The sequence below is a fragment of the Aliiroseovarius sp. B-4 genome, assembly GCF_056857795.1.
Genome location: NZ_JBSXNV010000040.1, coordinates 129,624 through 143,669, shown reverse-complemented (window position 1 = coordinate 143,669; position 14,046 = coordinate 129,624). Strand labels below are relative to the sequence as shown.

The following is a 14,046-nucleotide window of genomic DNA, read 5'->3' as shown; positions in this document are numbered from 1 at the left end:
CACCATGAGCATTCTGAAACTCGAAAACGTCTCGCAAAGCTTCGGTGCCGGCACACATGCCACCCATGTGCTCAAGAACATCGACCTGGATGTGCAAGAAGGGGAATTCCTTGTCCTCTTGGGCTTTTCCGGCTCTGGCAAAACGACCCTCATCAACTTGATGGCGGGGCTGGAACAGCCGACCAAGGGCAAGGTGACGTTCAAAGGCAAACCCGTCACCGGTCCCGGCCCAGAACGCGGGGTGGTTTTTCAAAGCTATTCCCTGATGCCGTGGCTGACTGTGAACGGCAATGTTGGGCTGGCGGTCGACACAGTGTTTCCCGGGCTGGATAAAGCAGAACGGGCCGAGAAAGTCGCGCATTACGTGAACATGGTTGGTCTTGGCCACGCCGCCACGCGCCGCCCGGCGGAACTGTCGGGTGGGATGCGCCAACGGGTCAACGTGGCCCGTGCATTGGCGATGAACCCCGAAATGTTGCTGCTGGACGAACCATTGTCGGCGCTTGATGCCCTGACCCGCGCCAATCTGGCGGACGAGATTGAACACATCTGGGACGCTGACAAGAAAACCTGCGTGCTGATCACCAATGATGTGGACGAGGCGATCATCCTTGCCGACCGGATCATCGCCCTAAACCCCGATGGCACCTTGGGGCAAGAGTTCACAGTGACCATTCCCCGCCCGCGTGACCGGATGGAGATGAACACCAACGACGCCTTCAAAAGCCTGCGCGCGGACGTGACCAAATACCTGATGGATGTGGGGATCGAGGCCAAAGTCGAAGGCACGCGCCGGTTGCCCGATGTGACCCCGATCCACGGTTTGCCGACAGTCGTCGCCGAGGCTCAGAAAGGGACAATCCAGAACCGCTATTTGAAGTTTAGTCAACTGCACAAGGTCTATCCGACGCCAAAAGGCCCGCTGACCGTGGTCGAAGATTTCGAGCTTGACATCAACCGCGGCGAGTTCATTTCCCTGATTGGTCATTCGGGTTGCGGCAAATCCACAGTGCTGACCATGGCTGCGGGGCTGAACGAGATTTCCAAGGGCGCTATCGTGCTGGATGGCACTCATGTCGAAGGTGCCGACCCCGAACGGGCGGTCGTGTTCCAATCACCCAACCTATTCCCGTGGTTGACGGCGAAAGAGAACGTGGCGATCGGGGTGGACAAAGTGTATCCCCGCGCCTCTCAGGCTGAACGCCAGGATGTGGTGGAATACTATCTTGAACGGGTCGGGCTTGGTGATGCGATGGACAAGGCGGCATGCGACATGTCCAACGGCATGCAGCAACGCGTCGGCATAGCCCGCGCTTTCGCATTGTCACCCAAACTGCTTTTGCTCGATGAACCGTTCGGGATGCTCGACAGCCTTACACGGTGGGAATTGCAGGAAGTGCTGATGGAGGTCTGGTCGCGCACCCAAGTCACCGCGATCTGCGTCACCCATGATGTGGACGAAGCGATCCTTTTGGCCGATCGCGTGGTGATGATGACCAACGGGCCGCAAGCGACCATTGGCAAGATCGTCGATGTGGACCTTCCGCGTCCACGCACCCGAAAGGCGCTGCTGGAGCATCAGGATTACTACAAGTATCGCCAACAAGTGCTCGATTTCCTTGAGGAATATGAACACGGCGCAAACCCCAAACCAAAATCAAAAACCCCCGAAACTATTGCGGCGGAGTGATCCCATGAAACAGAAGCTAGTCATCATCGGCGCCGGTATGGCATCCGGCCGTGTCATTGAACATCTGGTGGAAGACGCGCCAGACGCGTTCGATATTACCTTGTTCAACGCCGAACCACGCGGCAACTATAACCGCATCATGCTGAGCCCTGTGTTGTCGGGCGAAAAGGCCTATGCCGATATTGTCACCCATGACGACGATTGGTATGCGGCGCATGGTGTGACCTGCCGCTTCGGCGAACATGTTACCGCCATCAATCCCGAATTGAAGGTGGTCGCAGGCCAGAATGATCACGTTCCCTATGACAAGTTGATCATCGCGACAGGATCCGCGCCGTTCATCATTCCGGTGCCCGGCAAGGACCTGCCCGGTGTGATCACCTACCGTGATCTTGATGATACCAACGCCATGATCGACGCCTCTGCCAAGGGCGGCAAGGCCGTGGTCATCGGTGGCGGACTTTTGGGTCTTGAAGCCGCGGCCGGACTGGCCGAGCGGGGCATGGATGTCACCGTTGTGCACCTGATGGGTCACCTGATGGAACGGCAACTGGACGAGGCGGCGGGCTATCTGCTGCGCAAGGATCTGGAACGTCGCGGCATCACCGTGCGCACCCAGGCTTCGACCAAAGCGATCATCGGCGATGGTCATGTCGAGGCGGTGCTGCTGGAGGGCGACGAGACGCTGCCCGCCGATCTGGTGGTTATGGCCGTGGGCATCCGCCCCGAAACGCGTCTTGCCACCGACGCCGGCCTTTCTGTCGCGCGCGGTGTTGAAGTAAACGCACAGATGCAAACCTCGGATCCGGATATCTATGCCGTGGGCGAGTGTCTGGAGTTTGACGGGCATCTCTTCGGGCTGGTCGCGCCGCTCTATGATCAAGCCAAGGTGCTGGCTGGCACGCTGTTGGACAAAGCTGCGGCCTTCGTGGTCAAGGACACCGCGACCAAGCTGAAAGTCACCGGCTGCGATCTGTTCAGTGCGGGCGACTTTGCCGAGGGCGAGGGGCGCGAGGACATCGTGCTTCGCGACCCGTCGCGTGGCATCTACAAACGTCTGGTAATAGAGGACGACCGTCTGGTCGGCGCGGTGATGTATGGCGACACCGTCGACGGCAACTGGTTCTTCCAGCTTATCAAAGACGGCACCGAGATCGAGGACATGCGTGAGACGCTGATATTCGGTCCGGCCTTTCAAGGGGGCGATTCTGCGGACCCTCTCTCAGCCGTTGCAGCATTGCCGCGTGATGCGGAGATTTGCGGCTGCAACGGCATATGCAAAGGCACTATTGTTGACGCCATTGCGCAAGGTGCCACCGATCTGGGTGCGGTGAAAGCCCAGACCAAGGCCAGCGCCTCTTGCGGGACGTGCACGGGGCTGGTCGAACAACTATTGCAGGTCACGCTGGGTGATGAGTTTCAGATACCGACAGCGCAACCGATCTGCGGCTGTTGTGATTTGACGCATGAAGATGTGCGCCGGCTGATCAAAAGTCAGGAACTGAAAAGTCAGGAAGCCGTGTGGCAGGAACTGGGCTGGAAGACGCGCAACGGTTGCCATGTCTGCCGCCCCGCAGTGAATTTCTACCTGCTCGCTGATTGGCCGCTGGAATACCGCGACGACCCGCAAAGCCGGTTCGTCAACGAACGCAAGCACGCCAATATCCAGAAAGACGGCACCTTCAGCGTCGTGCCGCGCATGTGGGGCGGGATCACCAACCCGGCCGAGCTGCGCGCCATCGCGGATGCAGCCGACAAGTATGATGTTCCAACCGTCAAAGTAACCGGCGGCCAGCGCATTGACCTGTTGGGCGTGAAGGGCGAAGACCTGCCCTTCATCTGGGCCGATCTGAACAAGGCGGGGCTGGTGTCCGGTCACGCCTATTCCAAGGGCCTGCGCACGGTGAAAACCTGCGTCGGCACGGATCATTGCCGCTTTGGCACGCAAGACAGCACCGGGCTGGGCATCCAGCTTGAACAGGCGCTTTGGGGGTCTTGGACACCGCATAAGGTCAAACTCGGTGTTTCGGGTTGCCCGCGCAATTGCGCCGAAGCGACCTGTAAGGACATCGGGATAATCTGCGTCGACAGCGGTTATCAGGTCAGCGTTGCCGGGGCAGCGGGAATGGACGTCAGGGAAACCGAACGCCTGTGCGACGTCGAAACCGAGCAGGAGGCCATCGACGTGACCATCGCCTTTGTTCAGCTTTATCGCGAGAACGCGAAATACCTCGACCGGGCGTATAAGTGGGTGGACAAGGTCGGGCTTGACTGGGTGCAAGACCGGATCGCCGATCCCGACGAACGCCAGCGCCTGATCGAGGCTTTCGAACTGTCGCAATCCATCTATCGTAAAGACCCTTGGGCGGAACACGCAACCCAAGCGCAGCGTTATCAACCACTGGCAGATCTGACACTGGAGGCCGCAGAATGAACTGGATCGACATAGGCCATATCGACGAGATCCCCATCCGTGGCGCGCGTAAAATCAAGACCCCCCTCGGATGTGTTGCGGTCTTTCGCACCGCAGAAAACGAGGTATTCGCCGCGACCGATAGCTGCCCCCACAAGGGCGGCCCCTTGTCCGAAGGCATCGTCCACGGGCAGTCCGTGACCTGCCCGCTGCACAATTGGGTGTTCGATCTGAACACCGGGCAAGCTGCGGGCGAAGATGGCGCGATCACGACCTTCCTTGTTCTGGTGCAGGACGGGCGCGTTCTGATCGATGGTGCAAAACTTGACAGCCGGAGCGCAGCGTGATGGACGGCTCCGGCCTGCCGGTTACCCGCTCCACCTGTCCTTATTGCGGGGTTGGCTGCGGTGTGCTTTTGCAACCCGATGGTCAAGGCGGGTTGAACGTGCGAGGCGATCCGGACCATCCGGCAAACTACGGGCGTCTGTGCTCGAAAGGCACCGCGTTGGGCGAAACCGTCGGGCTGGAACAGCGGCTTTTAGCCCCCCGCGTGGACGGACGTGACACAAGCTGGGATACAGCGTTGCAGCTGGTAGCAGATCGATTTTCGCAGACCATCGCCGAACACGGGCCTGACAGCACAGCCTTCTATGTCTCTGGCCAACTGCTGACCGAAGATTACTATGTCGCCAACAAGCTGATGAAAGGTTTTGTCGGCTCGGCCAATATCGACACAAACTCGCGCCTGTGCATGGCGTCTTCGGTGGCAGGTCACAAGCGGGCTTTTGGCACCGACACGGTGCCCGGCACCTACGAGGATATCGACGAGGCCGATCTGGTGGTGCTTGTCGGATCGAACCTCGCATGGTGCCATCCGGTTTTGTATCAACGGCTGCTGGCCGCGCGCAAAAAACGCGGCACGAAGGTCGTCGTGATCGACCCACGCCGCACCGCCAGTTGCGACGGGGCAGATATGCATCTGGCCCTGCAACCCGGCTCGGACGTCGCCCTGTTCAATCGATTGCTTGTTGCTCTCTATGACGGCGGCGTGTTGGACGTGGCGTATATCGCGCGCACCGACGGGTTCGACGCCGCACTTAAGGCAGCATGGAATGACAGCTCTAAACCGACCGGCCTGTCTGAAGCCGAGATTCAGGCTTTCTGTAGCCTGTGGATGAGCACCGACAAGGTTGTGACGATCTATTCGCAGGGCGTGAACCAGTCCACATCCGGTTCGGACAAGGTCAATGCCATCCTGAATTGCCATCTTGCGACCGGTCGCATCGGCAAGCCGGGTTGCGGACCATTTTCCGTCACCGGTCAGCCAAATGCGATGGGCGGGCGTGAAGTTGGCGGGTTGGCCAACATGCTTGCCTGTCACCTCGATCTGGAAAACGCCGATCATCGCGCCGCCGTGCGCGGGTTCTGGGGGGCCAAGACGATTCCCGATAAACCCGGCCTGAAGGCGGTCGATATGTTCCGTGGCGTCGGCGACGGACGGATCAAGGCGTTGTGGATCATCCACACCAACCCCGCCGTGTCCATGCCCGAGGCGGACGCCGTGCGCGATGCCATTGCGGCATGCCCCTTTACTGTGGTCAGTGACATCACCGACCAGACGGACACCGCACGCCTTGCCGATGTTCTATTGCCCGCCTCCGCCTGGGCCGAAAAAGACGGCACGGTCACAAATTCTGATCGCACCATCAGCCGCCAGCGAAGCGTCCTACCGGCACCCGGTCAAGCGCGCCCCGACTGGGATATCCTTGCCGAAGTCGGACGACGGATGGGGTTCGCCAAAGCTTTCGACTATGGCAGCGAGGTCGAAATCTTCAGGGAATATGCCGCTCTGTCAGGCATTGCCGGACAATTTGTCCGCGACTTCGATATCTCTGCGCTGTCCGACCTGACCGATACCGAATATGCCAATCTGACCCCGCAGCGTTGGCCGATAAGTGCAACACGCAAGGGCGGGCGGTTCTTTGCGAACGGGCAGTTCTTTCATCCCAATGGCAAAGCGCGGATGCTGCCCGTGTCTTGGAAGCCGCCAGCCGCAAAGACGACACCGCGCTTTCCCTTCCGGCTCAACACTGGACGCGTGCGCGATCAGTGGCACACGATGACACGCACCGGTCTAAGCGCGCGCCTTTCGGCCCACCTTGCCGAACCTTTCGTCGATATCCATCCAGAGGATGCGCGCAGTCTGGATATTAAACCTGCCGATCTCGTGCAGATTTCCAGCCCTACGGGAACGGCGATCCTGCGCGCGCGCATCACCGATGCGGTGCCGCTCGGACAGGTCTTTGCACCAATGCACTGGACTGGCGAAACCGCCCCCGCGGCCCGGATCGGTGCAGTTGTCGCAGCCGCTTTCGATCCAGTGTCGGGTCAGCCTGAAAGCAAGGCTGGCGTGGCGGCGGTCAGTCGGTTCAAGGCCGCGTGGTACGGCTTTGCCATCTCTCGCGACGACATGAAACTGGACACTGACTATTGGGCCGTGGCCAGAACATCGTGCGGCGTCAGGGCAGAGCTCGCCGGCACCGCGCCAGTGCCAGATTGGGATGCCGAGACCCGGCGAATGTTCAATGCGCCCGATGCGCACCTGACCTCAATCATCGATGCGAAACGCGGCAGGGCACGCATTGCCTTGCATCAAGATGGTGCACTGATCGGCGCACTGTTCGTTTCACCGACCCCCGTGGCTGTCATGCGCGATTATCTGGCAACTCTGCCCGGTTCTGCCTCGGCAGATATCCTGTCTGGTCGCCCCCCGGCAGATGCACCCAATCCGGGACCTGTGCTGTGTTCCTGCTTCGGGATCGGGATCAATACCATTGTCAGCGCCGTCGAAACCAAGGGACTGATATCTGTCGAAAGCATTGGTGAAGCGCTCGGGGCTGGGACAAACTGCGGATCTTGCAAGCCTGAGATTGCCGAGGTGCTGCACAAACTTCGCGCGAAGGAGGCCGCAGAATGAGTTTTGCAGGTCATGTCTGCACTCTGGAGCGGGGGCGAGGGCTGTCGCGGTCTCTCAAGCAAGATGAAGCGTTCGATGCCATGTCATAGATGCTGCGCGGGGATGCAGCGCCCGAGGCCGTGGGCGCACTGTTGATGCTGTTGCCTATGAAGGGTGAAACCGCTGAAGAAATCGCCGGTTTCGCGCGTGCGGGGCAAGCCCACCTGCCGGCGCTGCCATGGCGCTCGTCGGCACTGGCCAAGGCGCTGCGTTGCCCGGTCTACGTGGCTGATCAGCCCGATTGGCGTGACATTACGACGCCTGCAATCGTAGACCGGGATCCGGTCGTGGTGGACATCGGCAGCAATGGGACCGCGCCGGTTCCAGCCCAGCGTCAGCCGCCGTGTGCCGCGGAGGGACCGGTCGGCGCAAAGACCGGGCAGAGCTTGTTTGTTGGCGCAGGTCCGGGCGCGCGCGACCTGTTGACGTTGCGCGCAATCGAGCGCTTGCAGGAGGCCAACGTGATCTTCTACGATCAGCTGGTTGATGAAGAAGTTCTGGAACGTGCTCGCCGCGATGCCGAACGACTTTTCGTCGGCAAGCATATCGGTACATTCATGGCCACAGGATCGCATCGACGCGATGATCGTGGCCGGGGTGTGCCACAGTCGCCGCATGCTCCGGCTGAAATCCGGAGAACCGGGATTTTTCGGCCGCGCATCTGAACAAATCTGTTCCACCCAAGCCGTCGGAGATCCAGTCATCATAGCGCCCGTTGTGACCGCTGCCTGCGCCGCAGGGCCCATCCTGATCCCTAGTCTGACCGAGCACGAGTTCGCAGAAACGCATGTCGAGGAAGTCAGCACTGACAGTGCTGAGGATCCATCGCGCGTCGGCAAACGCTTGTCCGGCCCCGGCACGACAACCGCCCTTCGTATGTCCGTGGGCCAAGCTGGGCGACTCGCACGTTTACTGACCGAACAGGGCACACTTCTATACAAACCGTCGACATTTGTGCCAACGTCTCGAAACAGGGCGCGCGGATAATCCGGGCTACGGTCGCATTGATGACGGATTGCAAAAGAGATCACGACATCATGGGCTGCGCAGTGCTGCTCGTCACATGGCACAAAGGTGCTTACGCGACCAAACCAATACCGTTCGCTGCGGCGCGAGGCTGTGAAATCATATCATACAACAACGCTAGGCCCGTCTGATCGGGCGTTTGTTGAAACGGCAATGTTCTGATAGGTCCGCATTCGCTGCTTCGACCAAACTATAGCGAACAGTCGGTCTGAAATCCGCTCCGCAGCGCGGTTTTGAATGACCGGATCGATGAGATATGCCGCGCTGCCGAAAATCTGTTGCTGCGTGCGCAAAAGAAGATTTAGACCCTATGCGACCGCATCCACCGCAATCTCATAAGGCTGCATTGTCCCGCGCAGCCGCCGTCCAGCGTTACTCTTGCGAATGTCAGCAATCTAGAAAAGCGGCTGTTGCCGGGTGAAACGGTCAATGTCTCAGAAGCGGCGCTCGGACGAAACCGCTCGCGCGGCAATGGCGCTTGTGGCAGGTGTTGATTTCCTGCTGATCGGTCTGCGTATTTTGCGATCTTGCGATCTTGCGACCTTGTCTGACGATGGGACTTTCCCAGTCGACAGTGGAGGTTCCGATGACAGAGGAGAGAACAACATCGCTGCGTGAGCGGATGAATGAGGATATGCGCATTCGTGGCCTGGGTGACAAGTCCCAGCAGGCGCACAAGCGGTTCACCGGGATGACGCGTCGGTGGTCTTCAACGAAGGCAAATCTCATTTGCTTCTCTCCGCAAAGAACACCGTGGCCGTTATAAAACATCCATGTCCTTCAGGAGCATACGGTTCTCGTCCCGCAGCCCCGCGGCCTCGCGTTCGAGATCGGACTGGGCGGTTGGCTTCTCAGGATTGCGCCGATCCTGCTGGATCCGGCGGTTCTGTGTCGAGAAGCTGATCCCAAAATCAGTTGCCACTTGTTTACGCGGCAGCCCGCTCGTTAACGCCACGCGCTCTGCTTCGGCGCGGTATTCCGGGCTTGGTTTAGGTGCCATCAATGTCTCTCCCTTGTGGTAAAATACCAAGTCAAAGGAGTGGAACATTTCCGTGACAGGTCCAGAGGGCCTGATCCCGCCAGCGCATTGCGATCGCCAATCTGATCCCTTGTATCGACCCGGTCAGCAATGACGACTTGCCCGCAAGGTCATTCATCTTCACACCCTTGTATTTCGAGGCGCTTGCGCAACTCGGTCTTCAAGACTTTGCCATAGTTGTTCTTGGGAAGGTTTGCGACCAGCACATAGTCCTTGGGTCGCTTGAACCGTGCGATCTGGGAAAGGCAAAGCGCATCCAGTTCCTGTGGGTCAACCGCTGCATTCGGGTGGGGCGCAACAAATGCCACGACGACCTCGCCCCACTCGGCATCCGGGCGACCAACGACGGCAACCTCGCGCACGTTTGGGTGGGTCAACAACACTTCCTCGACCTCGCGTGGATAGATGTTTGATCCGCCCGAAACGATCATGTCCTTGGACCGGTCCTGAAGGGTGACATACCCGTCGTCGTCCATCTGGCCCATATCGCCAGTCCACAGCCAGCCGTCGCGAATTGTGTTTGCTGTGGCCTCGGTGTTTTGCCAATACCCAAGCATCACGGTCGTGCCCTTCACGACTATTTCACCGGTTTCACCACGCGGCAGTTCGCGCCCGTCGCGATCGACAATCCGAACCCGGACCACGCTTTGTGCCATCCCGACCGAGGCAAGCCGCGCTCGCCAACGGTCGTGGGTGCGGTCGGCAACGTCGGTGCGTGTCAGGGCGGTGATCGCCATTGGGCATTCACCTTGACCGTAAATCTGAACGAATTTCGGGCCGATGACATCGACCGCTTCGATGATGTCTGCCAAATACATCGGACCGCCTGCATATACGATTGTCTTTATTCCCTCGCCAGACCGACCCCTGCTTTTTGCCGCATCAACCAGTCGCCGTACCATTGTCGGTGCCGCAAACATCGAGACATTTTTGAGCTGCGGCGCAAGGTCAAGGATTTCGGCAGCATCGAAGCCGCCGCTGTCCGGCACCACATGGCGCGCACCCCGAAGTACGTGCATGAAGTTGTAAAGGCCTGCGCCATGTGACATCGGTGCAGCGTAAAGGATGGCATCCTGTGGTTCGACCGTGTCGACATCGACGAAATAGCTCAACGTCATGGCCATGAGGTTCCCGCAGGACATCATCACACCCTTGGGCTTGCCCGTTGTGCCGGATGTGTAAAACAGCCACGCAAGGTCATCAGATGACATCTCGACCGGTTCCGCCATCGGGGCCGTGGCGCGCATTGTGTCGAATTCGGGGGCATCGACCGAGATCCGGGCGGTCAGGCCAGTGACCGTTTCGGCTTTAATTTCACCGGCAACATCATCCGAGACGAACGCAGATCGCGAACCTGAATCGGCCATGATCCATGCTGCCTCTTTCGGATGCAGCTTTGCGTTGATCGGAACGGCGACCGCACCGGCGAACCAGATGCCGTAAAGGGTTTCCAGATACTCGGTGCGATTGGTCATGAAAAGTGCGACACGATCGCCCTTTTCGATACCACTCTGCTGCAACGCAACGCCGATTGCTGCGGCGGACCGCGCGAAGTCTGCATAACTGGCAACGACCTTGTCGCCCTTCATCAGTGCTGGCGCGTCAGGTGTCCGTGCTGCGGTGCGTAACAGCCATTCAGCGAAATTCATTGCTTGGTCTCCGAACAGGAACAGACCTTGCCCGAGAGGATATTCTGCTTTCGACCTCAGGCGCCGACCGAGCATCCCCTGACCGCATATCCATCCAAACGGCTTTTCTTGACCCCATGCTTGCCTCCCTTTCCGACCCACAGGATTACAACACTTCCTTCCCCCAGACGATCCCTGAAACGGCGTTATGGAGGGTTAAAAAATGGATGAACTGGCAAGCCCCGGAAAACCGGCTTGATGGACTGAACGTAACGGAACATCGGGCGACCCGCCCACCCTTTTCGATAATTCTTTTGTATTCCCAAGCACGGCCAACCGGATAGTCATTTCGAGATATTTGATCTTCAATTTCGGTCCAGACTGGAAATTTTCCGTAAAATCTGCATCCTGTCAGATAGCTGATCGGGGGGCCGCCATGCGTTATCTTGCTGCTTTAATCCTGCTTGTTGCACTTTCAAATCCAGCCAGAGCGCAGGATCGTGCATCCACGGTGCTTGTTCTGGATGCCTCTGGTTCGATGTGGGGACAAATTGACGGAACGGCCAAGATCACCATCGCACAGGATGTGCTTGATGACTTGTTGCAGACACTTCCGACGGATCAGGCCCTTGGCCTGACAGTGTATGGACATCGCCGCAAGGGCGATTGCACTGACATTGAAACACTGGTGGCACCGGGGGTTGGCACCCAAACTGCAATCTCAACTGCGGTGAACGCAGTAAAGCCCAAGGGTAAGACCCCGATGACCGACGCTGTGATCGCTGCCGCGCAATCTCTTCGTTACACAGAAGAAAAGGCGACTGTGATCCTTGTGTCGGACGGGATCGAAACCTGTAACCCGGACCCCTGCGCCGCCGCCCGCGCGCTTGAGGAGGCGGGCGTTGATTTCACCGCCCACGTGATCGGGTTTGATATCAACGACCCCGAGGCCATGGCGCAGATGCAATGTCTGGCGGAGGAGACCGGTGGCACCTTCCGGTCGGCTGCCAATGCGGGCGAGCTTGGGGCGGCATTGGTCGAAATCGCGTCAGCCCCCGAGCCGGAGCCTGAACCAGTTACCATTTCGTTCCGTGCGACCTTGGGAAAAGGTGGCCCCGAGATTGATGATGGGCTGGTGTGGTCCTTTGCACCTGATGGCACGGGTGAGCAGACGGCACCCACCGGTGCCACCCGGCTTGAACTGCTGCCGGGTGATTATACCGTTTCAGTTCTGCGGCTTGAGGATGAGTTGACTGCCGAGACGGTATTCAAAGTGGCCGAACAAGCCAAGACGGTTACAATTGCACTGCCTGAAATCGCTTATCGGGCGTCACTGGATGCAGTTGACACTGCCCCCATCGGATCGACGATCGAGGTCACTTGGGATGCCGAGATCGGCGACAATGACTATGTGACGATTGTCCCACCCGAAGCGAAGCCCGGCACATACCGCAATTATACCTATATCTCGAAGGGCAATCCTTTGCCCCTGACGATGCCATTGACGCCCGGGACCTATGAGCTGCGTTACATCCGAAGCGGCAGCGGTAAGCAGGACGTCACGGCAGCCCGTTCCATTGTTGTCACCGATCTGACTGTCACATTGGACGCCGCTGATGAAATTGGGGCCGGGGCGGTTCTGGAAGTCGCTTGGGATGGGCCGGGATATGAAAACGACTATATCGCGATCACCGCGCCTGATGCGGAAGACAGGACATACGAGAACTACGCCTATACCAATCGCGGCAATCCCGCCGAAGTCACAAGCCCCATCGAACCGGGAGCCTACGAGCTTCGCTATGTCGCTCAGGGCAATCCCCTGCGGGTGCTGGCCCGTCGTCCCATCACGGTTCTGCCCGTCAGCGCATCATTGACTGCCCCTGACCAAGTGGTTGCCGGGGCCGCTGTTGATGTCGAGTGGGAGGGGCCGGACAACAAGAACGACTATATCTCGGTCGCGGCGTCCGATCAGGAGCCCAACAAATACGTCAACTATGCCTATGCGAACCGCGGAAATCCGGTGTCGGTGACGATGCCACTTGATCCAGGCACCTACGAGCTGCGTTACATCGCCCATGGAAACCCCGCCAAGATCATCGCGACCCGACCAGTCACGGTCGTCGCGGCGCAGGTCACGATAGAGGCGCAGTCGGGCGCTGTCGCCGGGTCTGATGTTGAAGTCACGTGGGATGGACCAGACAACAAGAACGATTACATCTCGGTTGCATCTGCCGACCAGCCACCGAACAAATACGTGGCTTATGTCTATACGCAACGGGGCAATCCAGCCGCGATCAAGATGCCGCTTGATCCGGGCACCTACCAGTTGCGTTACATCGCACATGGTAATCCGGCGAAGGTCCTTGCCACGCGCGAGATTTCCATCGTTGCGGCTCAGGTCGCGCTCGAAGCCGTCGACACCGCCGAAGCCGGGGCCTCTATCAATGTCATTTGGCAGGGGCCGGACAACAAGAACGACTATGTCGCGGTGGCGGCACCAGACCAACCGGTCAACAAATACACGTCCTATGCCTATACCAGCCGGGGCAACCCATCGAAGATCACGCTGCCGCTTGAACCGGGAACTTATCAGTTGCGCTATATCGCCAATGGCAGCCCGCAGCGAATTCTGGCGACGCGCGACATCGGCATCGTCGCGGCCACCGCCGCTCTTGATGCCCCTGAAACGGCGGTCTCGGGAACCGAGATTGACGTTTCCTTCGTCGGGCCGGCCAATAAGAACGATTTTGTTTCAGTTGCCGCCATCGGGTCAGAGCCGGGCGAGCATCTGAATTATCAGTATGCCCAGCGCGGCAACCCGGTTCGGTTGAAAGTCCCAGTAGAAACAGGCACCTATCTGATCCGTTATATTGCCCATGGAAATCCGAAAAAGGTGCTTGCGCGCCGCATGTTGAAAGTTGTCGAGGCAAGCGAGACGGTTGTAGAGGAGGCCGTTCTTGAGGCTGCCGAAAGCGCCGCGGCGGGTGGGCAAATTGACGTGTTCTGGGTTGGGCCGGACGATGAAGGTGATCTGATCGCGATCAAGAAGATCGGGTCCGATACGGTCGAAGCCTCGGTCGCGACCGCCAGCGGCAACCCGGCAGCCTTGCAACTGCCGAACGAGCCGGGGGATTACATGCTGCACTATCTGTCCGGTCAGGGCCAAAGTTCGATCGGCAGGCGTCCTCTGTCCGTGAACTGAAGCGACACTTTTTTGCCAAGACGAAAATTTCA

The 14,046-nt window shown here is 59.0% G+C and carries 9 protein-coding genes; 7 read left to right on the top strand and 2 right to left on the bottom strand.

Annotated features, from left to right (window positions below; genetic code table 11):
• Positions 1 to 4 precede the first annotated feature (4 nt).
• The 6 genes from AC13C8_RS14540 to AC13C8_RS14515 all read left to right on the top strand — a co-directional run bounded on the left by AC13C8_RS14540 (position 5) and on the right by AC13C8_RS14515 (position 8,763).
• The gene (locus AC13C8_RS14540) at positions 5 to 1,690 is read left to right on the top strand and encodes an ABC transporter ATP-binding protein (RefSeq protein ID WP_482848009.1); all 1,686 of its coding nucleotides are present in this window, start codon (positions 5 to 7) and stop codon (positions 1,688 to 1,690) included.
• Positions 1,691 to 1,694: 4 nt separating this feature from the next.
• A complete protein-coding gene (gene nirB, locus AC13C8_RS14535) occupies positions 1,695 to 4,124 on the top strand; it encodes a nitrite reductase large subunit NirB (protein WP_482848007.1) in 2,430 nt (809 codons plus the stop codon).
• Positions 4,121 to 4,450 carry a nitrite reductase small subunit NirD gene (gene nirD, locus AC13C8_RS14530; protein WP_482848005.1) on the top strand — a complete coding sequence of 110 codons (330 nt, stop codon included), beginning with the start codon at positions 4,121 to 4,123 and terminating at the stop codon, positions 4,448 to 4,450. The genes nirB and nirD overlap by 4 nt, the downstream gene beginning before the upstream one ends.
• Positions 4,450 to 7,080, top strand: coding sequence for a molybdopterin-dependent oxidoreductase (locus AC13C8_RS14525; protein WP_482848182.1), 2,631 nt, complete (start codon positions 4,450 to 4,452; stop codon positions 7,078 to 7,080). The genes nirD and AC13C8_RS14525 overlap by 1 nt, the downstream gene beginning before the upstream one ends.
• A gap of 89 nt (positions 7,081 to 7,169) precedes the next feature.
• Positions 7,170 to 7,784, top strand: a complete 615-nt coding sequence (locus tag AC13C8_RS14520; protein WP_091431158.1) for an SAM-dependent methyltransferase — start codon at positions 7,170 to 7,172, stop codon at positions 7,782 to 7,784.
• 790 nt (positions 7,785 to 8,574) lie between these two features.
• Positions 8,575 to 8,763 (top strand): hypothetical protein, encoded by a 189-nt coding sequence (locus tag AC13C8_RS14515; RefSeq protein WP_482848004.1) that lies wholly within the window; start codon positions 8,575 to 8,577, stop codon positions 8,761 to 8,763.
• Positions 8,764 to 8,905: 142 nt separating this feature from the next.
• Here AC13C8_RS14515 and AC13C8_RS14510 read toward each other — a convergent pair whose 3' ends face one another.
• Together AC13C8_RS14510 and AC13C8_RS14505 are read right to left on the bottom strand one after the other, a co-directional pair.
• Positions 8,906 to 9,145 (bottom strand): transposase, encoded by a 240-nt coding sequence (locus tag AC13C8_RS14510; protein WP_482848002.1) that lies wholly within the window; start codon positions 9,143 to 9,145, stop codon positions 8,906 to 8,908.
• Between the two features lie 149 nt (positions 9,146 to 9,294).
• Positions 9,295 to 10,833 carry an AMP-binding protein gene (locus tag AC13C8_RS14505; protein WP_482848001.1) on the bottom strand — a complete coding sequence of 513 codons (1,539 nt, stop codon included), beginning with the start codon at positions 10,831 to 10,833 and terminating at the stop codon, positions 9,295 to 9,297.
• 415 nt (positions 10,834 to 11,248) lie between these two features.
• On the opposite strand from AC13C8_RS14505, the gene AC13C8_RS14500 reads away from it, so the two are divergent.
• Complete coding sequence (locus AC13C8_RS14500; RefSeq protein ID WP_482847999.1) at positions 11,249 to 14,014, top strand: vWA domain-containing protein; 2,766 nt, start codon at positions 11,249 to 11,251, stop codon at positions 14,012 to 14,014.
• The last annotated feature ends 32 nt before the right edge of the window (positions 14,015 to 14,046 follow it).

Coding starts and splice junctions, on each gene's coding strand:
- AC13C8_RS14505 (WP_482848001.1), bottom strand. CDS start 10,833: ATGAATTTCGCTGAATGGCTGTTACGCACCGCAGCACGGACACCTGAC.
- AC13C8_RS14510 (WP_482848002.1), bottom strand. CDS start 9,145: ATGGCACCTAAACCAAGCCCGGAATACCGCGCCGAAGCAGAGCGCGTG.
- AC13C8_RS14540 (WP_482848009.1), top strand. CDS start 5: ATGAGCATTCTGAAACTCGAAAACGTCTCGCAAAGCTTCGGTGCCGGC.
- nirD (WP_482848005.1), top strand. CDS start 4,121: ATGAACTGGATCGACATAGGCCATATCGACGAGATCCCCATCCGTGGC.
- AC13C8_RS14520 (WP_091431158.1), top strand. CDS start 7,170: ATGCTGCGCGGGGATGCAGCGCCCGAGGCCGTGGGCGCACTGTTGATG.
- AC13C8_RS14515 (WP_482848004.1), top strand. CDS start 8,575: ATGTCTCAGAAGCGGCGCTCGGACGAAACCGCTCGCGCGGCAATGGCG.
- nirB (WP_482848007.1), top strand. CDS start 1,695: ATGAAACAGAAGCTAGTCATCATCGGCGCCGGTATGGCATCCGGCCGT.
- AC13C8_RS14525 (WP_482848182.1), top strand. CDS start 4,450: ATGGACGGCTCCGGCCTGCCGGTTACCCGCTCCACCTGTCCTTATTGC.
- AC13C8_RS14500 (WP_482847999.1), top strand. CDS start 11,249: ATGCGTTATCTTGCTGCTTTAATCCTGCTTGTTGCACTTTCAAATCCA.